The organism is Halorubrum trapanicum (genome assembly GCF_017873555.1).
Taxonomy (GTDB): domain Archaea; phylum Halobacteriota; class Halobacteria; order Halobacteriales; family Haloferacaceae; genus Halorubrum; species Halorubrum trapanicum.
On sequence record NZ_JAGGKE010000008.1, the window covers coordinates 89,749 to 111,087 of the forward strand.

18 protein-coding genes and 1 other RNA gene are annotated in these 21,339 nt (G+C 69.8%); 10 read left to right on the plus strand and 9 right to left on the minus strand.

What is annotated here, in order from left to right; translation table 11 throughout:
- Positions 1-6 precede the first annotated feature (6 nt).
- Positions 7-1,896: a PINc/VapC family ATPase gene (locus tag J2744_RS10210; protein WP_210113255.1), complete on the plus strand. Its 1,890-nt coding sequence runs from the start codon at positions 7-9 to the stop codon at positions 1,894-1,896.
- Positions 1,897-2,042: 146 nt separating this feature from the next.
- A complete protein-coding gene (citZ, locus tag J2744_RS10215) occupies positions 2,043-3,191 on the plus strand; it encodes a citrate synthase (RefSeq protein ID WP_210113256.1) in 1,149 nt (382 codons plus the stop codon).
- A gap of 127 nt (positions 3,192-3,318) precedes the next feature.
- Here citZ and J2744_RS10220 read toward each other — a convergent pair whose 3' ends face one another.
- The 3 genes from J2744_RS10220 to J2744_RS10230 form a co-directional block, all read right to left on the minus strand.
- The gene (locus J2744_RS10220) at positions 3,319-4,554 is read right to left on the minus strand and encodes a digeranylgeranylglycerophospholipid reductase (protein WP_210113257.1); all 1,236 of its coding nucleotides are present in this window, start codon (positions 4,552-4,554) and stop codon (positions 3,319-3,321) included.
- 128 nt (positions 4,555-4,682) lie between these two features.
- Positions 4,683-5,546, minus strand: coding sequence for a 2-oxoacid:ferredoxin oxidoreductase subunit beta (locus J2744_RS10225; protein ID WP_210113258.1), 864 nt, complete (start codon positions 5,544-5,546; stop codon positions 4,683-4,685).
- A gap of 3 nt (positions 5,547-5,549) precedes the next feature.
- On the minus strand, positions 5,550-7,307 hold the full coding sequence (locus J2744_RS10230; protein WP_210113259.1) for a 2-oxoacid:acceptor oxidoreductase subunit alpha: 1,758 nt from the start codon (positions 7,305-7,307) through the stop codon (positions 5,550-5,552).
- 368 nt (positions 7,308-7,675) lie between these two features.
- Between J2744_RS10230 and J2744_RS10235 the strand changes: the two genes are divergently transcribed.
- Entirely contained in the window at positions 7,676-8,320 is a 645-nt protein-coding gene (locus J2744_RS10235) for a ferredoxin--NADP reductase (protein WP_210113260.1), read from the plus strand.
- Between the two features lie 105 nt (positions 8,321-8,425).
- Positions 8,426-9,451, plus strand: a complete 1,026-nt coding sequence (locus J2744_RS10240; RefSeq protein ID WP_210113261.1) for an aldo/keto reductase — start codon at positions 8,426-8,428, stop codon at positions 9,449-9,451.
- A 59-nt stretch (positions 9,452-9,510) separates the two neighbouring features.
- Here the strand turns inward: J2744_RS10240 and J2744_RS10245 are convergent, their stop codons facing one another.
- Complete coding sequence (locus J2744_RS10245) at positions 9,511-9,969, minus strand: hypothetical protein (protein ID WP_210113262.1); 459 nt, start codon at positions 9,967-9,969, stop codon at positions 9,511-9,513.
- A 114-nt stretch (positions 9,970-10,083) separates the two neighbouring features.
- Between J2744_RS10245 and J2744_RS10250 the strand changes: the two genes are divergently transcribed.
- Together J2744_RS10250 and ffs are read left to right on the plus strand one after the other, a co-directional pair.
- Positions 10,084-10,497, plus strand: a complete 414-nt coding sequence (locus J2744_RS10250; protein ID WP_210113263.1) for a DUF7548 family protein — start codon at positions 10,084-10,086, stop codon at positions 10,495-10,497.
- Between the two features lie 70 nt (positions 10,498-10,567).
- Positions 10,568-10,879: signal recognition particle sRNA (gene ffs, locus J2744_RS10255), an RNA gene on the plus strand.
- A 403-nt stretch (positions 10,880-11,282) separates the two neighbouring features.
- On the opposite strand, the gene J2744_RS10260 is transcribed toward ffs, so the two are convergent.
- Positions 11,283-11,867, minus strand: a complete 585-nt coding sequence (locus J2744_RS10260; RefSeq protein WP_210113264.1) for a GNAT family N-acetyltransferase — start codon at positions 11,865-11,867, stop codon at positions 11,283-11,285.
- Between the two features lie 141 nt (positions 11,868-12,008).
- Here J2744_RS10260 and J2744_RS10265 point away from each other — a divergent pair, with 141 nt between their 5' ends.
- From J2744_RS10265 to cdd, 4 genes are all read left to right on the plus strand, one after another.
- Positions 12,009-13,961: an ATP-dependent DNA ligase gene (locus J2744_RS10265; RefSeq protein ID WP_210113265.1), complete on the plus strand. Its 1,953-nt coding sequence runs from the start codon at positions 12,009-12,011 to the stop codon at positions 13,959-13,961.
- Between the two features lie 125 nt (positions 13,962-14,086).
- The gene (locus tag J2744_RS10270) at positions 14,087-14,821 is read left to right on the plus strand and encodes an MBL fold metallo-hydrolase (RefSeq protein WP_210113266.1); all 735 of its coding nucleotides are present in this window, start codon (positions 14,087-14,089) and stop codon (positions 14,819-14,821) included.
- 69 nt (positions 14,822-14,890) lie between these two features.
- Positions 14,891-16,471: a glutamate--cysteine ligase family protein gene (locus J2744_RS10275; protein WP_210113267.1), complete on the plus strand. Its 1,581-nt coding sequence runs from the start codon at positions 14,891-14,893 to the stop codon at positions 16,469-16,471.
- 67 nt (positions 16,472-16,538) lie between these two features.
- Positions 16,539-16,979 carry a cytidine deaminase gene (gene cdd / locus J2744_RS10280; protein ID WP_210113268.1) on the plus strand — a complete coding sequence of 147 codons (441 nt, stop codon included), beginning with the start codon at positions 16,539-16,541 and terminating at the stop codon, positions 16,977-16,979.
- A 17-nt stretch (positions 16,980-16,996) separates the two neighbouring features.
- Here cdd and J2744_RS10285 read toward each other — a convergent pair whose 3' ends face one another.
- From J2744_RS10285 to J2744_RS10300, 4 genes are all read right to left on the minus strand, one after another.
- Positions 16,997-18,139: an Mrp/NBP35 family ATP-binding protein gene (locus J2744_RS10285; protein WP_210113269.1), complete on the minus strand. Its 1,143-nt coding sequence runs from the start codon at positions 18,137-18,139 to the stop codon at positions 16,997-16,999.
- A gap of 87 nt (positions 18,140-18,226) precedes the next feature.
- The gene (locus J2744_RS10290) at positions 18,227-18,550 is read right to left on the minus strand and encodes a hypothetical protein (RefSeq protein WP_210113270.1); all 324 of its coding nucleotides are present in this window, start codon (positions 18,548-18,550) and stop codon (positions 18,227-18,229) included.
- Positions 18,547-19,869: an NrfD/PsrC family molybdoenzyme membrane anchor subunit gene (gene nrfD, locus J2744_RS10295; protein WP_210113271.1), complete on the minus strand. Its 1,323-nt coding sequence runs from the start codon at positions 19,867-19,869 to the stop codon at positions 18,547-18,549. The genes J2744_RS10290 and nrfD overlap by 4 nt, the downstream gene beginning before the upstream one ends.
- Positions 19,866-21,131: a 4Fe-4S ferredoxin N-terminal domain-containing protein gene (locus tag J2744_RS10300; RefSeq protein WP_210113272.1), complete on the minus strand. Its 1,266-nt coding sequence runs from the start codon at positions 21,129-21,131 to the stop codon at positions 19,866-19,868. The genes nrfD and J2744_RS10300 overlap by 4 nt, the downstream gene beginning before the upstream one ends.
- Positions 21,132-21,339: the final 208 nt, after the last annotated feature.

Here is a 21,339-nt window from a genome sequence, read left to right on the forward strand (position 1 = left end):
CGCGGTATGAACGTAGTACCGGACACGAGCGCGGTCGTCGACGGCCGCGTGTCCGAACGCGTCGCGGACGGGACCTACGAGTCGGTCACCGTGTTCGTCCCCGAGGCGGTCGTGGGCGAACTGGAGTCGCAGGCGAACGACGGTCTCGAATCCGGCTGGGACGGGCTGAGCGAGCTCAAGCGGCTCTCCGACCACGCCGACGACGGGACCATCGAACTGCGGTACGTCGGCGAGCGCGCGAGCGGCGACGCCCGCTCGAACGCCCACGAAGGCGACGTGGACGCGCTGATCCGCGACCTGGCCGCCGACCACGACGCGACGCTGCTGTCCAGCGACGTGGTCCAGGCCGAGGTCGCCCGCGCGAAGGGACTCGACGTCGAGTACGTCGAACCCGTCGCCCGCGGCGTCGTCGACGACCTCCCGATTCAGGACTTTTTCACCGACGAGACGATGTCGGTCCACCTCAAGACCGACACCGTTCCGAAAGCGAAACGCGGGACGCTCGGCGAGATGCGGTATGTCGAGATCGACGAGGGGCCGACCGACGAGGCACAGATGCGCGAGTGGGCCAACTCGATCGTCGACCTGGCCCGCCAGTCCAGCGAGGGGTTCATCGAGCTGTCGGACGACGGGATGGACATCGTCCAGTTCCGCGACTACCGGATCGCGGTCGCGCGACCCCCCTTCGCGGACGGGATCGAGATCACCGCGGTCAGACCGATCGCGAAGACGACCCTCGACGACTACGAGTTCGCCGACGAGCTGCGCGACCGGTTCACGGAGCGGAAGCGGGGCGTGCTCATCTCGGGGTCGCCCGGCGCCGGCAAGTCGACGTTCGCGCAGGCGGTCGCGGAGTTCTTGAACGACAGCGACTACGCGGTGAAGACGATGGAGAAGCCGCGGGACCTCCAGGTCGGCCCGGAGATCACCCAGTACGGCGCGCTCGGCGGCGAGATGGAGAACACCGCCGACTCGCTGCTCCTCGTCCGGCCCGACTACACCATCTACGACGAGGTGCGGAAGACGAACGACTTCGAGGTGTTCTCGGACATGCGGATGGCCGGCGTCGGCATGGTCGGCGTCGTCCACGCCTCCCGCGCCATCGACGCGCTCCAGCGGCTCGTCGGCCGCGTCGAGCTCGGGATGATCCCCCAGATCGTCGACACCGTCGTCTACATCGAGGCCGGCGAGGTCCACACGGTGTACGACGTGACCACCGAGGTGAAGGTGCCCGCCGGACTCACCGCCGAGGACCTCGCGCGCCCGGTCATTCAGGTGTCGAACTTCGAGACCGGCCGGCCGGAGTACGAGATCTACACGTTCAACCGGCAGGTCGTCACGGTCCCGCTCGACGAGGACGGCGGCGAGGCGGAAACCGAGAGCGGCGTCGGCCGCATCGCCAAAAAGGAGATCGAACGCGAGATCAAGTCGGTCGCGCACGGCCGCGTCGACGTGGAACTCAACGGCGACGACGAGGCGGTCGTCTACGTCACCGAGGGCGACATCGGGACGGTGATCGGGAAGGGCGGCGGCCGCATCGCCGACATCGAGAACCGCCTCGGGATCGACATCGACGTGCGCACCCACGACGAGAAGCCCGGCGGGTCGGGATCGGGTCCGTCGGGCGGCGCCGCCGAGAACGGCCGCGGCGACGGACAGGTCGGCGCCGAGCGCGGGACGGCGGTCGCGCCGGAGATCACCTCGCGGCACGTCGTCATCGACGTCGACGACGGGGTCGGCGAGACGGTCGAGGTGCGCGCCGACGGCGAGTACCTCTTCACCGCCACCGTCGGCCGCGGCGGCGAGGTCCAGGTCTCCCGCGGCTCCGCCATCGCCGAGGAGCTGGAGGACGCGATCGACCGAAACCGGACGGTGACGGTCGTTCCGGCCCGCTGAGGCGACGCGGCTCCGGGACGCGCCCCGCGCGCAGACGTTTCCGAACCCTGTCACGTCGTCGTTCGACGCGGCGGCGTACCACGATCGACGTATCGTATTCCTCCTGAAAGATAACGCTTTTTTGCCGTTGGTCGGAACGACGTGGTATGGCCGATGAGTTAAAACGCGGGCTTGAAGGCGTCCTCGTCGCGGAGTCGGATCTGAGCTACGTCGACGGCGAGGTCGGGAAGCTCGTGTATCGCGGGTACGACATCGAGGACCTCGCGCGCGGCGCGAGCTACGAGGAGGTGCTGTATCTGCTGTGGCACGGCTCCCTCCCCACCGCAGCCGAGCTCGACGCGTTCGCCGCCGACCTCGCGGCGGAGCGCGCGGTCGACGACGACGTCGTCGAGACGGTCCGCGCGCTCGCCGACGCCGGCGAGCGACCGATGGCCGCGCTCCGGACCGCGACGTCGATGCTGTCCGCGTACGACCCGGACGACGACGAGCGCGGCGACGACGGCGAGACCGCCCTCCGTCAGGGCCGACGGATCACGGCGAAGATTCCGACGATCCTCGCCGCGTTCGAGCGCGTCCGGCAGGGAGAGGAGCCGGTCGCGCCCGATCCGGACCTCTCGCACGCCGGTAACTTCCTCTACATGCTCACCGGGACCGAGCCGGACGCCGTGAGCGAGGAGACGTTCGACATGGCGCTCACGCTGCACGCCGACCACGGACTCAACGCCTCCACGTTCACCGCGATGGTGATCGGGTCGACGATGGCGGACGTCTACTCCGGCGTCACCGGCGGTATCGGCGCGCTCTCCGGGCCGCTCCACGGCGGCGCCAACCAAGACGTGATGGAGGTGCTCCACGAGGTGGACGCCTCCTCGAAGGACCCGGTCCAGTGGGTGAAAGACGCCCGCGACGAGGGGCGGCGCATCCCCGGGTTCGGCCACCGCGTCTACAAGGTGAAAGACCCCCGCGCGAAGATCCTCGAAGAGAAGCTCCGCGACCTCTCGGAGTCGTCCGGCGACACGAAGTGGCTGGACTACACCACCGCCATCGAGGAGTACCTCACCGACCAGGGGCTCGTCGAGAAGGGGATCGCCCCGAACGTCGACTTCTACTCCGGCTCCGTCTACGACTCGCTCGGCATCCCGGTCGACATGTACACGCCCATCTTCGCGATGAGCCGCGTCGGCGGCTGGATCGCCCACGTCGCGGAGTACCAGGAGGACAACCGCCTCATCCGCCCGCGCGCCCGGTACACCGGTCCCGAGGACGCCGAGTTCGTCCCCCTCGACGAGCGGTAGGCGGGTCACCCGACGGTCCCCGTTTCTACTGTCGGCCCGTTTCGATACTCGAACGCCGCGACATCAGTCGTCTCCTCGTCGGGCACCACCCGCGGCCGTCGGGGGGAACCGACCCCGTCCCGTCGTCTCAGATGTCGAACCGCTCGCGAGCGAACTTCGCCAGAAGCGGGAGATCGGAGAGGTGGAGCAGCTTCGCCATCGACGCCTTCTTGCCGCGGTTCGCCTCCTCCAGCGTGTTCTCGTCCGCCTGACGGAGGTCGCGCATGAACCGGTCGTACCGCTCGTTGGGCGCGAGGTACAACAGTCGCGTGAGCATCAGCCGCGCCTTCATCCGCGGGGCCACGTCGCGGTGCCAGAGCCGCTCGTAGACCGCGAGGCTCTCCGCGTCGAGGCGGCGCTCCGAGTCGGTGAGACAGCGGTCGACGGTGGCCGCCGCGGCGCGGGCCGACTTCATCGCCTTGTGGATCCCCTCGCCCCACAGCGGGTCGATGGAGGGGACCGTGTCGCCGATCGCGAGGAAGCGGTCGGTGTGCATCCGTCCCGGACGCTGGATGTGTGCGGAGCCGCGGTGGACCTTCTCGCCGATCTGTTCGGCGTCGGCGAAGCGGGGGTCGCGGTTCACCCACTCGTCGAGGTACCCGTCGACCGTCTTGCCCGCCTCGGCGAACTCGCGGTGGCGGTCGTTCTGGATGTAACAGAGTCCCACCTTCGCGGTGTCCTCGCCGGTCGCGAAGATCCACGAGTAGCCCCCGGGCGCGATGTTGTGGTCCAGGCGGAGCATCATCGCGCGCCGGAGGTCCGCGTACTCGGGGTGGTTCATCTCGACGCCCTCCATCTCGTACTCGATCCCGATCGCCTGGTTCTCGCGTTCGAGGTCGACGACGTCGAGCGCGCTCGCGAGCGGCGCGGCCGGGCCGGTGGCGTCGATCACGACGTCGGCGTACACCTCCTCGTCGCCGTTGTACCGGACGCCTTCGATGACGCCGTCGTCGTCGAGGACCGGCCGCGAGACCCGCGCGTCGAAGCGGTACTCCGCGCCGTTCTCGCGGCCGTCGGCGACGAGGAACCGCTTGAACTCCGCGAACTCCAACACCGCCCCCGGCTGGTAGCTCTCGTAGTACTCGTTGGGCGACTCCAACACGACGTCGTCGGTGAACGACATCACGACGTCGTCGGGGATCCCGAACGAGGACATCATCGACGGGAACGTGCCGGCGGTCGACTTGTTGCTCTGTCGCGGGAACTCGTCTTCCGACTCCGTCTCGAGGACGACGACGTCGTAGTCGCGCGTCGCCAGGTCGCGGGCGCACTGCGCGCCCGCCGGACCCGCGCCGGCGATCGCGACGTCGTAGCGGTCAACCATACACGGGAAATACGGACCCACCTAATTAGGCTTGCTGAAACCCGCCGCAAAATCCGCACGAACACCCTCGTTCGGCCGGTTTTGGCCGTCGCGAGAGGACGGAATCCGCCCGGGACCGTCCGGCGGTCTCAGTAGAACTCGCGGACGAGGTCGGTCGCGCTCTCGGGGGCGCCGTCCGGGAGGACGGACATGTCCTCGTCGACCCCGTGCTGTTCGTGGTACGGCACCGACGACTCGTCCTTGTAGATGACGCCCTGGTGTTCCTTCTCGTTGTCGAGGATGACGTCTTTCGCGTCCTCGCGGGAGGTGGGGTCGTGGTCCTCCTCCTTCAGGTCGACCAGCGAGTCGCGGAAGTAGTCGTACGTGTCGACGTCGTTGAACGTGACGCACGGCGAGTAGACGTTCACGAAGCCGAACCCGTCGTGTTCGATGGCCTCCTGGATGATCTCCTGGTGGCGGAGCGCGTCCGAGGAGAACGACTGCGCGATGAACGTCGCGCCCGACGCGAGCGCCAGCGCGTGCGGGTTGACCGGGGGCTGTTTCGGGCCCTCGGGGCTCGTCGACGTCTCGAAGTCCTCGCGGGAGGTCGGCGAGGCCTGCCCCTTCGTCAGCCCGTAGATTCGGTTGTCCATCACGACGTACGTCATGTCGACGTTTCGCCGGACGGCGTGGACGAAGTGGCCCGCGCCGATGGAGTAGCCGTCGCCGTCGCCGCCGGCGACCATCACTTCGATGTCGGGCCGGGCCATCTTGACGCCGGTGCCGACAGGGAGCGCGCGCCCGTGAACGCCGTGGAGCGCGTAGCTGTGCATGTACGTGCCGATCTTGCCGGAACAGCCGATGCCGGCGACGACGAAGGTGTTGTCGGGGTCGTTGCCCGTCTCCGCGAGGCCCTTCATCATCCCGTTCATCGTGCCGAAGTCGCCGCATCCCGGGCACCAGGTCGGCTGCTTGTCGGACTTGAAGTCGGTGAATCGAATGTCTGAGCTCATTGGTTACGCCTCCACCCCCTCCGCGAGGGTCGCCTTGATCTCCGCTGCGAGTTCGTCGGCCTTGAACCGCACGCCGTTGTACTTGTTCACGCGGTCGACCCGTTCGAGCACGTCGTGCTCGACGAGGTCAGCGAACTGCCCCCGCTCGTTACACTCCACGACGACCGTCGTCTCGGCGGCCGCGACGTCAGCCGAGAGGTCCGGCCGCGGGAAGATGTACGGGACCGAGAGCACGCGCACGTCCTGTCCCTCGTCGTCGAGCATCTCGACCGCCTCGGCGAGCGCGCCCTCGTTCGACCCCCACGTGATCACGAGGGTGTCGGCATCTTCGTCGCCGAACTCGCGGGGACTCCAGTCCTCGCGCTCGCGGGCCGTCTCGACCTTCCGGTTGCGCTTGTCGACCTGCTCGACGCGCATCTCCGTGTCCTCGGTCCGGCGGCCCTGCTCGTCGTGTTCGAGACCGGTGGACATGTGCGCGCCGTCGGCCGTGCCGGGGAACGCCCGGGGCGAGACCCCGTCGTCGGTGATCTCGTGGGGCTGGAAGCCGCCGGAGTCGCTCATGTGGTCGTCGATCGTCGTCTCGTCGACGACCTTGCCGCGGTCGATCTCGACCTCGTCCATGTCGAACGTCTCGGGGGAGAACGTCTGCTCGGTGACCGCCATCGAGAGGTCGGCGGTGAGGTACACCGGGAGCTGGTACTTCTCGGCGAGGTTGAACGCCTCGACTGTCTTCCAGAAGCACTCCGCGATGGTGGTCGGCGCGAGCACGAACCGCGGCACCTCGCCGTGGCCGCCGTACAGCATCTGGTTTAAGTCGCCCTGCTCCTGTTTCGTCGGCATCCCGGTCGACGGCCCGGAGCGCATCACGTTACAGATGACGAGCGGCGTCTCCGAGGTGGCGATGAGACCGAACGTCTCGGTCATCAGGTCGATCCCCGGCCCGGAGGTCGCCGTCATCGCGCGGGCGCCGCCGCGGGCCGCGCCGAGCGCCATGTTGATCGCGGACAGCTCGTCTTCCGCCTGAACGACGTGGCCGCCGTACCGGTCGATGCGGCCGGTGAGGTACGTCATCACGTCGGTCGCGGGCGTGATCGGGTAGCCGGCGTAGAAGCGGCAGCCGGCCGCGATGGCGCCCATGCCGATCGCCTCGTCGCCGTTGAGGAGGACGTAGTCCTCGTCGGTGGTCTCGAGGTCGTAGTCGAACTCGTGGTCGTACTCGTCGGCGACGTACGACCGGCCGGCGCGGGCGGCCTCCTTGTTGTTGTCGACCAGCTTCTGTCCCTTGTCCTTGAACCGCTTCTCGAGCGCCGAGTCGAGGTTCTCGATCGGGAACTCGGCCACCTCGCAGGCGGCGCCGAGCGCGACGACGTTCCGCATGATCGCCCCGCCCGCCTCCTCGGCCAGGCTCTTGAGCGGCACGTCGAGACCGATCATCCCCTCGGGGATCTCGACGTCCTGCATCGTCGTCCGCTCGCCGTCGTAGATGATCACCGACCCCTCGTGGAGCTCGTCGAGGTTCTCCTCGATCGTCCGGGGGGTCAACGCGATGAGCACGTCGAGTCGGTCCACGACGCTCTGTACCTTGTCGACGGAGGTCCGCACCTTGTAGGCGGTGTACCCGCCTCGGATCCGCGATGCGAAGTCCTTCGACGTGAACACGTGTCGACCCGCGCGGGAAAGCGCCTGTGCGAAGATCTTCCCCGTCGAGTCGATGCCGTCGCCGGCCTCTCCGCCGACAGCCCAGTTGAAATCCGCGGCCATGTGCTATGGGCAAGGTTCCGGCGGACTCATCAAAAGGCTTCTGGAAGGAGACACCGAGGCGTTTCTGAACGAACGTGTTTGTATTCGCGAATATTGTCACTTTCTACCGCCGTAGATGCCCTAAATACGAATATAATTAGACGTATGTTCACCAAATTCCTCACGATCGACCCCTCGCGTCGGACCGGTTTTCGACGTTCGTCGAATACGTTCGCCCGGAGATCGACCCGGGAGGTGCGCGCCGGAGACCGGCACACAGGCGGGGCGCGGGTATCGGCCGTGACGGGCGCCCCGACCGAACCGGTTTCGACACGGGCAGGACCGACGCCGACGGGAAGGGGTTTGTGTCTCCCTCGCCGAACCGTGGTATGGACACGACAGCGACGGTCGAGTCGGTCGAGTCGGTCGGTCCCGACACGTACGCCCTTCGGTTCCGCGCGCCCGACGGGTTCGCGGCCCAACCCGGACAGTTCGTGAAGCTCGGCACCGAGATCGACGGCGAGTCGGTCGCGCGCTTCTACACCCTCTCGTCGCCCCGCGTCGGCGAGACGTTCGAGGTCACGGTCGGCATCGACCCCGACGAGGGCGGCGAGTTCTCGGCGTTCCTCTCGGACGCCGAGGCGGGCACCGAGATGACGCTCTCCGGTCCCTTCGGCGACCAGCACTACGACGGCGAGCCGCGCGCGGTCGTGATCGCTGGCGGTCCCGGGATCGGTCCCGCGGTCGCCATCGCGGAGCGCGCGCTCGACGAGGGCGCCGAGGCCGCGGTCGTCTACCGCGACGACGACGTCGCCCACGCCGACCGGATCGACGCCCTCCGCGAACGGGGCGCCGCGATCCGCCTCGTCGACGCTGACGGCCCCCTGACCGACGCCGTCGCCGACGTCCTCGCGGGCGCGGACGGCGAGATGGTCTTCGTCTACGGGTTCGCGGACCTCGTCGCCGACGCGGAGGCCGCCGTCGACGCGGCCGGCGGCGACGCGGACGCCGCGAAGGTCGAGAACTTCGGATAGTATCGGTACCTTCGGGTAATCGCGGTCGACGGGAGTACTGCTCCGCTGCCGGTCTCGCCCGCCGGTGCCGCCACGCTTTACGTACCGCGCCCGAGACGTGCCGGTATGGACTACCGACGACTCGGCGACACCGGACTCAGCGTCTCGGAGCTCTGCTTCGGCACCTGGCGCTTCGGCCGCGAGACGAACGGCGTCGTGGAGACGGGCCGCGAGGAGTCGCACGAGCTGCTCGACGCGGCCGCGGACCGCGGGATCAACTTCATCGACACGGCCAACGTGTACGGGACGCCGAACGGCAAAAGCGAGGAGTACATCGGCGAGTGGCTCGCGGACCGCGACCGCGAGGACTACGTGATCGCCTCGAAGGTGTATTTCCCGTTCGACGGCCGCGGCGAGCCGGGACCCAACGACTCGGGGCTGGGGCGGAAGCACATCCGGGCACAGATCGAGGGCACCCTCGACCGCCTCGACACCGACTACCTCGACATTTACTACATCCACCGCTGGGACGAGGAGACCCCGATCGAGGAGACGATGCGCGCGCTCGACGAGCTGGTCGCGGAGGGGAAAGTCCACCACCTCGGCGCGTCGACGATGGCGGCGTGGCAGCTGACGAAGGCGCAGTGGACCGCGGACGTCAACGACTACGCGGGCTTCGACGCCGTCCAGCCGCTCCACCACGCGGGCTACTACGAGGACGTGAAGGAGTATCTCGACGTCTGTATCGACCAGGACCTGGCGGTCTGTCCGTACTCCCCGCTCGCGGGCGGGTTCCTCACCGGGAAGTACGAGCGCGCCGACCCGGACGACCCCGAGCAGGTGATCGCGCCGGACGGCTCCCGCGCGAGCTTCGACGACCGGTTCGAGCGCTTCTACCTCTCCGAGCGCGGCTGGAAGGTGCTCGACGCGGTGCGCGAAGTGGCCGACGAACTCGACGCGACGCCCGCGCAGGTCGCGCTCGCGTGGCTCACCGAGTGGGACGAGTTCACCTGCGTCCCCATCGTGGGCGCGCGGACGGTCGACCAGCTCGACGAGAACGTCGCCGCGGCCGACCTCGCCCTCTCCGACGACCAGTGGGACCGGATCATGGACGCGCGCTACGACCCGGACGGCAACCTCTGGGGCCACTGAGCCGCCGGGGACCGCGGTCCGTACCGGCTCTGCCGGTCGCTGCCTCTTGACGCCCGGAACTACGTCTCGAAGTCGGGCAGGTCGTCCGGCGCGTCGAAGTCGGCCTCCCAGTCGATGTACTCCTCCTTGAGCGTTTCACAGACGATCTGCCCCAGCTCCGTGAGACCGGCGTTGATCGCGGAGACCGTGCCCCACGAGTCGAGGTCGGGATGGAGGTCGCGCTCCTTCCAGTCTTCGGGGAGTCCCGGCGCGTGGTAGCCGACGCGGTCGGCGAAGTCGTCCCAGAAGAAGTCGAACCGGGAGACCAGACCGAGGTCGAGCGCGATCTCCCAGTCGTCCTCGTCCATGTCGCTGCCGGCGGCCCACTCCGCGAACGCCTCCTCCCACGCGCCCTCGCGGAGGAAGGCTTCCAGTTCGTCGCGGCGGTACTCCCCGCCGGACACCTCGGCGTCCTCGTACTCGTTCGGGTCGACGGCGGCGAGTTCGGGGGGATCCGGCGGGTCGACGTCGAGTGACATGTGCCGAGTTGGGTGCCGGCGGGGCAAAACCCTACGGGAACGGATCGGCCGCGAGGGCGCCGCCGGCGCCGTCCGATCCGGTCCTTTTACCGCGGCGCCGTCCCGAGGGCGGGTATGGACCTCCGCGCCCTCTCGCGTCGGGTGGGAATCGCCGCCGCCGTCGTCACCGTGATCGCGCTCGTCGCGCCGTACGCGATCATCTCTGGACCGGCGTACGCGTCGCAGCTGGCGACCTACTACGCCTCCGGGGTCGTCGGCTGGGGCGGAATCGCGCTGTTCGCGCTGCTCTCCGCGGTCGTCATCGCCTCCGTCGAGCAGGGGAACGTCGACCCTGGGACGCTCGCGGGCGTCGCGGTCGCCCTCGGGCTGGCGACGACCGCGAGCGCGGCCAGTTGGGCGCTGGCGGTGGAGCCGAGTCCGGTGTTCCGCGACCACCTCTGGCTGGTGTGGCACGCGCGCGCCGTCGTCGCGCTGTCCGTCCCCGTCCCGCTCGCCGCCGCGGCGTACGCCTGGGACCTGCTGTCGTAGGTCGCCGGGACGCGTCGCGGCGAGGACGGCCGCCGAACGAAAGGCCCTTATGGGACACCCGAATAGCGTCGAACGGACTAGGTCGGGCGGTTAGGCCCCGCTCGTCACCCGTGAGGCAGTCTTTAGCGGGGACCGAACAGCGGGCGCGTCCGGTCAGACCGGCACGGGCCCCGAGAGCCAACGTGGAAGCCTCGTCCGCCGGGGACAGCGGTCCGCGACGCCCGCTCGCAGGAGCGGTCCGTCGCGGTTCGTCGGCGACACCGGGTCAGGCGCGGAAGCGAGCAGCCCACCGCCGAACGCCCGTCGCTCGTCGGGTCGCGGGGTGGAGGAGGCAATCGGGATACCCCGTGACGGAACGCCGGGCTACCCCGCCTGTCCGCCATTCATACCGATTCTCGTCTCGTGAGTGGTGACGCTGTGGCGGTGCGGTCGCCGGCGTGATCGTCTTCGAAGTCCCAGCTGCTTACTTATAAATAGTTGCTGCCGGATCGGCGACGAACACCGCCGAAGCCCCAGCCGCGAGGACTCGCGCGCCTCGTTGCGCGCTTCAGTCGCTCGCTGCGCTCGCTCCTTCCAGTGCTTACGTCGGCGTGCTTTGCCCTCGCGGCTGCCCCTTCGAGTCCCACCCCACACCGCACAGCCCCGCACCTCACGCCTCCCCAGCCTCGCCGCTCACGCCCTGCGGGCGTTCGCGGCGTCCCTCGCGCGTGCTGACTCGCGGCCGCCGGTGGCGGCCGCTCGCAGGCACGCGCCACCGCGACAGAGAACAGGACTAATCTCGCGGCTCAGCGACCGGTGTCGTACTTGTACGTCGCCGAGTCCGGGTCGATCCCGAAGTCCTCGGCGGACTCCTCCGGCTCGTCGCCGCCGGTCGGCTCGGCGTCCTTGAACGCCTGCCGGAAGCGGCTCGGCATCTCGAACTCGTCGACTGCGAGTCGAAGGCCGACGACGCCCCCGCCGAGGAACTCCCGCTTCTCGGTGAGGCGGTCCGAGAGCGCGGGCGGGAGGTCGTCGGTGTCGACGCGCTCGAAGCCGAACTGCGTCAGGTACTCCGGCTGGTCGGTGAGCACGTACACCGTCTCGAACCCGTCCGCGGCCGCGGTGTCGACGAGGCGCTCGACGACGTGCGCCCCGACCCCGCGGTCGCGCCACTCGGGGAGGACGCCGATCCCCGTGAGTTCGATCCGGTTCGCCTCGCCCTCGTCGCCGCGGTGGAGCCGGAGCCGGCCGAACCCGGCCCGGTCGCCGGACTCCTCGTCGACCGCGATCACGTAGTCCCGCGACCGGAAGGCGACGTCGTCGAGCCCCAGCTGCTCGATCGCGTCCAACAACCACGCCTCGTCACGGTTTTTGGCGTCGCGGACGTACATGGAGAGCCGTATGAGGGCGGGGGTAAAAAGCGGTTCCCCGGCGGAGCCCGCAGCTCCCCCCGCCCGCGAAACCGGCTCCGAACGCGGCGAACTCCGTGCGCATCGGGCCGCTTTTGCCCGCCGGTCGCCGACCCGACGCGTATGGACTTCGCCGCGCTGGCGGAACGGGCGGAAGGGGTGGCCGCGAACGACGGCGACATCGAGACGACGCTCTCGGTCGCCGATCTGCTCGCGGACGCCGGGACCGCCGAAGGCACCGAGAACGGCGGTTCGGACGACGACCTCCCCGTCCTCGTCCGATTTCTTCTCGGACGCGTCTTCCCCGCCCACGACACCCGCACCCTCGATGTCGGACCCGCGCTCTGTCGCGAGGCGATCGCCCGCGCCGCCGGCCCGAACGTCTCCGCGGCCGACGTCGAGGACCGCCTCGCCGAGCGCGGCGAGATCGGCGCCGTCGCGGCCGCGTACGACTTCGGCGGACAGCGCGGACTCGCCGCGTTCGGAAGCGGCCGCGACGCCCTCACGGTCGCCGGGGTCGACGAGGAGCTGCGCGACCTCGCGGCCGAGAGCGGCGACGGGAGCGAGTCGCGAAAGCGCGACGCGCTGTTCGGGCTGTTCACCCGATGCTCGCCGAGCGAGGCGGCGTTCCTCGCTCGACTGGTCCTCGGCGAGATGCGGCTCGGCGTCGGCGAGGGGACGGTCCGTGACGCGGTCGGGGAGGCGTTCCTCGTGTCGGAATCGAGTCCCGGATCCGGCGACGCGGACGAGGATGCGGACGGCGACGCTCCCGAACTCCGCGCGTCCGAGGAGGCGGTCGCCGCCGTCGAACGCGCCCTTCAGGTGACCAACGACTACGGTCGAGTCGCGGTCCGCGCCCGCGACGAGGGGATCGACGGACTCCGCGAGGAGTCGCTGCGCGTCGGCCGACCGGTCCAGGCGATGCTCGCGCAGACGGGCACCGCGACCGACGCGGTCGACGCGTTCGGCGAGGTCGCCGTCGAGACGAAGTTCGACGGCGCACGCGTACAGGTTCACTACGCTCCGGCCGGGGACGCGGCAGATGCTAGCTCGCCGGCCGGGGATGCGGCCGCCGGGGACGCGGCGGACGGGAACGCGGTAGACGACGGCGCGGCGGACGGAGAGGTGGCGCTCGGCCCGCGGCTCTACTCGCGGAACATGGACGACGTGACCGAGGCGCTCCCGGAGATCGTCGAGTACGTCGCCGAACGCGTCGACGTTCCGGCCATCCTCGACGGCGAGGTCGTCGCGGTCGACGACGACGGCGACCCGCTCCCGTTCCAGGAGGTGCTTCGGCGGTTCCGGCGGAAACACGACGTCGACCGCATGCGCGAGACCGTCTCGCTGCGGCTCCACGCCTTCGACTGCCTCCACGCCGACGGCGACGACCTGCTCGACGAACCGCTCCGCGCCCGCCACGAGCGGCTTCAGGAAGTGCTCCCGGACGCGGCCGCCGAACTCGCGCTCGCGGACGACCCGGAGGCGATCGCGGCCGAGGAGCGGGCCGCCCTCGATGCCGGCCACGAGGGCGTCATGCTGAAGAACCCCGAGGCGGCGTACACGCCCGGCAATCGTGGACGCGACTGGCTGAAACGCAAGCCGGACGTGGAGACGCTCGACGCGGTCGTCGTCGGCGCCGAGTGGGGCGAGGGGCGCCGCGCGGAGCTGTTCGGCACGTTCCTGCTCGCCGTCCGCGACGAGAGCGGGGACCGGTCGTCGGAGGGCGACGGCGGCGCGAGCGAGGCCGCCGACCGCCGCGCGTCCGACCGCGAGGCCGCCGACCTCGCGCCCGCGGGGTACGCCACGGTCGGCAAGGTCGCCACGGGGATCACGGACGAGGCGCTCGCGGACCTCACGGAGCGGCTGGAGCCGCACGTCGTCGACGAGACCGGGACGACGGTCGCGTTCGATCCCGAACTGGTGGTCGAGGTCGGCTACGAGGAGATACAGGCCTCGCCGACGTACTCGGCCGACTACGCCCTCCGGTTCCCGCGGTTCGTCGGCGTCCGCGAGGACAAGGGCGTCGGCGACGCCGACTCGCTCGCTCGCGTCCGTCGGCTCGCCGGCGACGACTGAGCCCGGAACCTCGACGGAATCGGGGATACGCGTGACAGAGCGACGAACTGCGGCCGCGACGCCGATCGCGACACCGGCCGCGACCGATAGCCACCCTCAAGACGACCGCGGCCGGAGGCGGTGACATGACGGTCCGTTACGAGGAGCTCGCGGTGGAGTGGCTCGGCTACGCGACGGCGCGGCTGGAGACGGACGAGGGATCGGTCGTCTACACCGACCCCGGGCGGTACGGCGTCCTCGACGACTACTGGGCGCGCGACGGCGACCTCGTCGCCGTCACCCACGACCACCACTACGACACCGACGGGATCCGGTCGGTCGCGAGCGAGGACGCGACGCTCGCGATCTACGACGCGGTCGACCCCGCCGGTATCGACCGCGACGTGGAGTCGATCGACGCGCTCGCGGCCGACTACGACGTGGTCCGCGTCGGCGAGGAGGACCGCGTCGACGTCGAGACGCCCGCCGGCGAGGTCCGGGTGTGGTCCGTCCCCGCCCGCAACGACCCCGAGGGACCGAACGCCGGTCCCGACGGCTCGGTCGCGCATCCGCCGGGCTTCGGCTGCGGCTTCCTGCTGTCGCTCGGCGGGCGCACCGTCTTCTGGCCGGGCGATTCGGACGCGCTCGACGGGTTCGCCGAGCTGGACGTCTCCGTCTTCCTCGCGAACATCGGCGGGGGCGGCATCGTCGCCGACCGGCGCGAGTCGGCCGACCTGGCCGAGGCGATGGACCCCGACCTCGTCGTCCCGATCCACTACGACACCTTCGAACAGCTGGAAGCCGACGGCGAGGCGTTCGCCGGCGACGTCGCGAGCCGGTCGATCCCCGTCGCGCTCGACGCGCGCTCCGCGAACCAGTAGTCGATTCAGACACGGAGGGAGTCTCGCGGTCGGTGGCCTTTTTACTTCGCCGAGTCCTTCCCCGGTCGCATGACCACCGAGTCCGCGCTCGCCGACGGGGTCCGGGAGGCGCTTTCGGTCGACGCCGAGGCGTTCGCCGAGCGCGCGGCCGAGGAGGCCGAGATCGTCAAACAGGAGCTTCGCGACGGCTCCTTCGACAATCACCAGTCGATCGTCGGCTTCGAGTACGAGTTCTACGCGGTCGGCGACGGCCGATGGAGCGAGGAGTCGCGGGCGGGCGAGTACGCGCTGATGCGCGTGCCGCGCCGCATGCTGGAGCTGATGGGCTTCGAGAAGGAGCTGGGACTCCACAACGCCGAGATGTCGACGAGTCCGCAGCCGCTCTCCGACCACGGCCTCCGCGCGCAGCTCGCCGAGGTCCGCGCGCGGCTGGAGGCCGCGGAGAACACCGCCGGCGTCGAGGGGATGCGGCTCGTCTCCGACGGGCTCTGGACCATCCCGCCGGCGGGCGAGACCGCAGACGAGTACCTCACCGACAGCGTCGCGGTCGACGGCGTCGTCGTCGCGGTCAACATGAGCGACGCGGTCCGGTACCACGCGATGGCCAACACGCGCCGAGAGGCCCCGACCGATTCCGAGGGTGAAGACCCCGTCGTCGTCCTCGACGCGCCGGGCGTGTCGCTGTCGGCGGAGACGGTGATGCCGGAGAGCCTCATCACCTCGATCCAGCCGCACTACCAGGTGGCACACGCCGAGACGCTGCCGCGGCACTTCCGGTACGCGCTCCGGATCGCCGGGCCGCTGCTGGCGCTCGGGGCGAACTCCCCCTTCTTCCCGCCGGAGCTGTACGACGACGACTGGGACGGCGGGCGCGTCCTCGACGAGGGCGCGACCGCGAACCGGATCCACGTGTTCGAGTCCGTCCTCAACGCTCGGACCGACGCGGACAAGGTGCGGTTCCCGAAGGACTTCCGTGACGTCGAGACCGCGGTCGACCGCATCGCGGCCGACGAGACGCTGATCCCGATGCCGGACCCGGGCGGCAGCGACCGGTTCGACGACGCGTTCGCGACGTTCCGGACGAAACACGGCAGCTACTGGCGGTGGGTCCGCCCCGTCTTCGAGGGGTCGAGCCGCTCGGCCGCGAACGCCCGGATCGAGTTCCGGCCGATCCCCGGCCAGCCCACCGTCCGCGACTCAATCGCGTTTCAGGGAGCGTTCGCGGGGCTGATGCAGGCGCTCGCGCAGCGCGAACACCCCGTCATCGGGCTCGACTGGGAGACCGCCCGCGACAACTTCTACGCCGCGGTCGCTGACGGACTCGACGCCGACATGGAGTGGATCGACCTCGACGGGGGGAGCACGACCGACACCGACGAGCTGTACGCGGACCTCCTCGACCACGCGGAAGCTGGACTCCGCACCGCCGGCTGCGCCGACGACGAGGCCGCCGAGTGGATCGCGCCGCTCCGCTGGCGCGTCGCGAACCGCACGACGCCGGCGAGCTGGAAGCGGGACCGCGTCCGTGCCCGCCTCGACGACGGCGACGACTTCGCGACCGCCGTCACCGACACCCAGCGCGAGTACATCCGCCAGCAGGCGGAGACGCTCATCGACGGCGGCTTCTCGGCGTGGGTCGACCGCTCCTGACCGGCCGACAGGCCCCCTCGCGACCGCGACACAGTACAGTTATCGGCCCGCCGCGTCACCCGCTCGTATGGACGAGCTGATCGCCGCGGCGCGCGACGCCCTCGACGCCGCCCACGTCCCGTACTCCGAGTACCGCGTCGGCGCCGCGCTCCGGACCGCCGACGGCACGGTCTACACGGGCTGTAACATCGAGAACGCGAACTACTCCAACAGCCTCCATGCCGAGGAGGTTGCGCTCGCGGAGGCGGTGAAGAACGGTCACCGCGAGTTCGACCGGATCGCGGTCTCCTCCGGCGTCCGAGACGGGGTCACCCCCTGCGGGATGTGCCGGCAGTCGCTCGCGGAGTTCGCGGCCGACGACCTCGTCGTCGCCTGCGACGAGGGCGGCGACGCGGTCACGGAGTACACGCTCGGCGAACTGCTCCCGAACACGATCAGCGAGGGAACGCTCGACGACGCGGAAGCGACCGCCGCCGACGCCGCGGACGCCGAAAAGAGAGGGAACTGACGCGACCGACGGTCCCGTTACTCCGAGGCGGACACCGGGTCGGGGTCCGCTGGCTCCTCGCCGCTTCCGTCGCCGGCTTCGCTACCCTCCTTGCTCTCGGCGTCCCACTCGCCGACGCGCTCGGCGACCCGCTTCCGGTTCACCTCGCCGACGCGGTCCGCGACGGAGTCGACCATCTCGAAGAGGTTTTCCTTGACCGGACTGTCCGGGTCGCGCACCGAGGGACCGTCGGACCCCGCCGAGTCGAAGTCGGGGTGGACGGGGAGCCGCGAGAGGACGGGGACGCCGTAGTCGTCGCGGATCTCGTCGCCGCCGCCCTCGCCGAAGACGGCGTGGGTGTCGCCGCACTCGGGGCACTGGAACGCGCTCATGTTCTCGACGACCCCGAGGACCGGCGCGTCGTGCTCGTCGAACAGGCGCAGTCCCTTGCGCGCGTCGGCGACCGCCATCTCCTGGGGCGTCGTGACGATGACGACGCCCGCGACGGGCAGCGACTGGAGCAGGTTCAGCGACGCGTCGCCGGTGCCCGGCGGGAGGTCGACGACGAGGTAGTCGAGCTGTCCCCACTCCACCTCGTTGACGAACTTCATCATCACGTTGTTCACCATCGGCCCGCGCAGCACCGCCGGCTGGTCGCCGTCGGGCATCAGGTGGTCGGTGCTCATCACGCGGACGCCGTCGGAGGCCGGCGGGACGATCTCCTCGTTCGGCGTGACGCCCGGCTCGTTCTCGGTTGGCAGCAGCCGCGGGACGTTCGGCCCGTGGACGTCGGCGTCGAGGATGCCGACTCTGGCACCGCGCTCGCGGAGTCCGGCGGCGAGGTTCGCGGCCACGGTCGTCTTGCCGACGCCGCCCTTTCCGGAGGCGACGGCGATCACGTTTCGGACGCCGGGAAGGGCGTCGGTCTCGTGGCCGTGCTCCTCACGGAACTCGGCGCGGAGCTCCGGTTCGAGACCGGCCGCCTCGATCACCTCGCGGACCGCGTCGCCGATCTCCATCTCCGCCGGCGCGTGCGGGGCGTTGAACGCGAGCGACACCTCGGCGGTGCCGTCGCTGATCGTTACGTCGTCGACGAGACCCATCGCGACGATGTCGTCGTCGTTTTGCGGGTCCTCGACGGCGGCGAGTCGGTCGGTCAGTTCGGCTTCGGTGAGTGTCATTGGTCTGGGTCGGGCGGCGTAGTCGATTCGGGTTCGATTCGGGCGGCGGGTCGTTTTGCGAGCTGTACGAGCGCCACCGGGACCGCGTCAGAAGAACACGGTCCCGATGATGATCGTCGCCACGAACAGGCTCCCCCACAGGACGGTGGTGAGTCCGGCGAGGTACCCGACGCCGAGCAGCCCGGCGAACCGGTCGCTCGGGTCGCCGATGAACCACGCCGCGACCATCGCGTACACCGGCGCGAGGACGATCCCGAAGATCAGGTACGTCCCCGGGCCGACGAACGGGAGCGTGTACTCCGCGGACAGCGGGACCGCTCCGGGCACCGCGGCGGTCGGCGCCGGCGCGAGGCCCGCGACTGAGGCTGCGACCGCTGCGAGGAGCCCTGTGAGGGGGACGAGCGCGGTCATGCGTCCACCTCCTCGTGCTCTTCGATCGCGTGGAGCTCGACGACCGGGATCACCTTCGAGACGACGAGGAAGAACAGCACGACGATTCCGACCGTTCCCAGCACCGCCGAGATCTCGACCGGCGAGGGGACGTACTGCCCGGGCACCCCGTCGTACAGGGCGAAGTGCGCGTGCTGGAGTCCCTCGACGACGAACAGCACCTTCTCGGTGAGCGTCCCGATCAGGACGCCGACTGAGATCCCGACCAGCGCGCGGATATCGAACAGGTCGGGCCGCAGCGCCGTCGCGAACGCGTACAGCATCGCGAGGACGACGAGGCCGATCGCGACCCAGTACAGCGGGGTCGAGATCTTCACCTCGGTCGCGTGCTGGAGCGTGGTCGGCGCCGCGAAGATCCCCGTGATCACCTGCTGGAGCTGGAGCCACAGGAAGATGAGGCTGAAGAAGCCGAGCCACTTGGCCAGCCCTTGGAAGACGGCGCGGGGGATGAGCTCCTCCCAGCCGTACGCGTGGCGGAACGCGGCCGCGATGATGATGATCCCGCTCACCGCGGAGGTCAGCGCGATGGAGAGGAACGACGGTCCCTGAACGCCGCCGTGCCAGCCCGCCATCGACGGCAGCAGCGAGAACAGCCACGGGATCACCCCCCCGTGAAGCAACAGCGGCGCCATGATGATGATCGCGAACGCGATCCACCAGACCATGCGCTCGACAACCTCGTCTTCCGTCTCGGTGTACCCCACGGTCAGCGCCGCGTACAGGGGTTCGAGCCGGTTCGGAAGCCGGTCGCGGAGCCGGTTCACGTCGTAGCGGATCGTCAAGGCGAGGTACGTCGCCGTCAACACGAAGTAGGCCGTGATGACGGTCACGTCCCACATCAGCGGCGACCACTGGACGCGGGTGGGCCACGCCGGCAGCACGCTCGTCACCAGCCGGTCGGGTCGCCCGACGTGGATGAGGATGAAGATGCCCGCGCAGGTCAGCGCGGCGATGGTAAGCAGCTCCGCCAGGCGCGCGACGGGCTGGTAGGTGTCCATCCCGAGCAGGCGCACCGCCGCCGACAGGATGATCCCGCCGTGGGCGATTCCTACCCACCAGATGAACGCGCCGATGTACAGCCCCCACGGCACCCCGCCGCCGGAGCCCCAGTCGGCGAGGTTGGTGACTATCAGGCCGTTCCGGAGCTGCTGGCTGTAGAAGAACAGCCAGACGCCGATCAGCCCGAGCGCGACCGCGAGCGCGGCGACGTACCGGTTCGAGAACGTCTTGATCGGGCGGACCAGCGTGTCGCGGTCGACGCCGGTCACGTCGACGCTCACGCCTCTTCACCCCCGTTCGCGGCCGCGCCCCGGTCGAGGACCTCCTTGCGGTCGTCGACGAGACCCACGTCCTCGTAAGCGACCGGCCCCTCCACCTGTTCGGCGTGCGGCGACGGCTCGTTGCCGATGAACTGAACGTTCGGCTCGGTGCCGCGTTCCTCCATCAGCTTGAACGTCGACACCGTGTGCCCCTTGCGGTTCGGGTAGGTGGAGGTGTCGTTCTCCTGTCCGTCCCGGTACTCCGCGAGGTGCTGGTTCGGATCGCTCTCCGGGTCGTTGAGGTCCCCGAAGTGGATCGCGTTCATCGCGCACGCCTCCTCGCAGGCGGTGGTGCCGATCAGGTCCTCGCCCATCTGGCCGTCCTGCCGGTCGACGCAGAACGTACACTTGCCCATCACGCCCTCCGGTGGACGGGAGCCGACCCAGCGCCCGCGATCGTCGATCTGGTGGTCGTCGTCGACCTCGGACTCGGGCACGTCCGGCTCGCCCCACTGGAAGTAGTTGACGCCGTACGGGCACGACACCTCGCAGTACCGGCAGCCGATACAGATGTCGTAGTCCGTGAGCACGAGACCGTCCTCCTCGCGGGTGTGGCGGGCGCCGACCGGACACACCTTCGTACACGGCGAGTCCGTACAGTGCTGGCAGGTCCGGGGGAGGAAGTTCGTCTCGTCGCCCTGCCCCTCGTCCTCGAACGAGAAGACGTACATCCAGTTGGCGCCCCGCGAGAGGTTGTGCTCCTGGTTACACGCGACCATACAGGCGAGACACCCGTCGCAGTTGTTGAGGTTGATCGTCATCCCCCAGCGGGTTCCCTCGCCGTCGTCGCCGCCGGCGCCGGCGGTGCCGTTGCCGCCGGTGGTCGCGCCCGCGGTGCCGAGTCCGCTGAGGCCGAGCGCGGCCGCCGCGGCGCCCTTCTTCATCACCGATCGACGCGACTCGGCGTCGTCACCGCCGACGTCCCGCAGGGCCTCCCCGATGCCGCCGAACGCCTCCTCGACGCGGTCGACGGCGTTCACGTCGTCCGCGTCGACCTCGTCGGGGTCGGGGATCGCTATCTCGCGGTCGTCGACGTCGAACTCCTCGAGGATCCGGTCGTGGTACCGGCGGTAGAACTCGACCTCGGAGAGCTCGTCCGCGGCCACGCGCTGGGCGTCGCGGGCCATCTCCGCGCCGAGTTCGGCGTCGAACTCCGTCTCCTCGAGGAGCTGCCTGTCCTCCTCGTCTACGGTCGTGTACATCGATTCGTCGTCGGTGCTCATGGTGGAAGTGGAGTCGGTACCCCCCGCTCGCGGACGGGGGTCGCGGGACCGCCGTCGGACCCGCCGCGGACGTCGACGCGCGACTGACGCCGCAGGACCGGGTTCGACATTCCCGGTGATGCTACGCGATCCGGGGGGTCAACCGTGACTCAAATTCCAAACCCCTGGCAACGCCGCCGAAGATGTTCGATCTCTCGCATAAAAGATC

Coding starts and splice junctions, on each gene's coding strand:
- J2744_RS10210 (WP_210113255.1), top strand. CDS start 7: ATGAACGTAGTACCGGACACGAGCGCGGTCGTCGACGGCCGCGTGTCC.
- citZ (WP_210113256.1), top strand. CDS start 2,043: ATGGCCGATGAGTTAAAACGCGGGCTTGAAGGCGTCCTCGTCGCGGAG.
- J2744_RS10220 (WP_210113257.1), bottom strand. CDS start 4,554: ATGGTTGACCGCTACGACGTCGCGATCGCCGGCGCGGGTCCGGCGGGC.
- J2744_RS10225 (WP_210113258.1), bottom strand. CDS start 5,546: ATGAGCTCAGACATTCGATTCACCGACTTCAAGTCCGACAAGCAGCCG.
- J2744_RS10230 (WP_210113259.1), bottom strand. CDS start 7,307: ATGGCCGCGGATTTCAACTGGGCTGTCGGCGGAGAGGCCGGCGACGGC.
- J2744_RS10235 (WP_210113260.1), top strand. CDS start 7,676: ATGGACACGACAGCGACGGTCGAGTCGGTCGAGTCGGTCGGTCCCGAC.
- J2744_RS10240 (WP_210113261.1), top strand. CDS start 8,426: ATGGACTACCGACGACTCGGCGACACCGGACTCAGCGTCTCGGAGCTC.
- J2744_RS10245 (WP_210113262.1), bottom strand. CDS start 9,969: ATGTCACTCGACGTCGACCCGCCGGATCCCCCCGAACTCGCCGCCGTC.
- J2744_RS10250 (WP_210113263.1), top strand. CDS start 10,084: ATGGACCTCCGCGCCCTCTCGCGTCGGGTGGGAATCGCCGCCGCCGTC.
- J2744_RS10260 (WP_210113264.1), bottom strand. CDS start 11,867: ATGTACGTCCGCGACGCCAAAAACCGTGACGAGGCGTGGTTGTTGGAC.
- J2744_RS10265 (WP_210113265.1), top strand. CDS start 12,009: ATGGACTTCGCCGCGCTGGCGGAACGGGCGGAAGGGGTGGCCGCGAAC.
- J2744_RS10270 (WP_210113266.1), top strand. CDS start 14,087: ATGACGGTCCGTTACGAGGAGCTCGCGGTGGAGTGGCTCGGCTACGCG.
- J2744_RS10275 (WP_210113267.1), top strand. CDS start 14,891: ATGACCACCGAGTCCGCGCTCGCCGACGGGGTCCGGGAGGCGCTTTCG.
- cdd (WP_210113268.1), top strand. CDS start 16,539: ATGGACGAGCTGATCGCCGCGGCGCGCGACGCCCTCGACGCCGCCCAC.
- J2744_RS10285 (WP_210113269.1), bottom strand. CDS start 18,139: ATGACACTCACCGAAGCCGAACTGACCGACCGACTCGCCGCCGTCGAG.
- J2744_RS10290 (WP_210113270.1), bottom strand. CDS start 18,550: ATGACCGCGCTCGTCCCCCTCACAGGGCTCCTCGCAGCGGTCGCAGCC.
- J2744_RS10300 (WP_210113272.1), bottom strand. CDS start 21,131: ATGAGCACCGACGACGAATCGATGTACACGACCGTAGACGAGGAGGAC.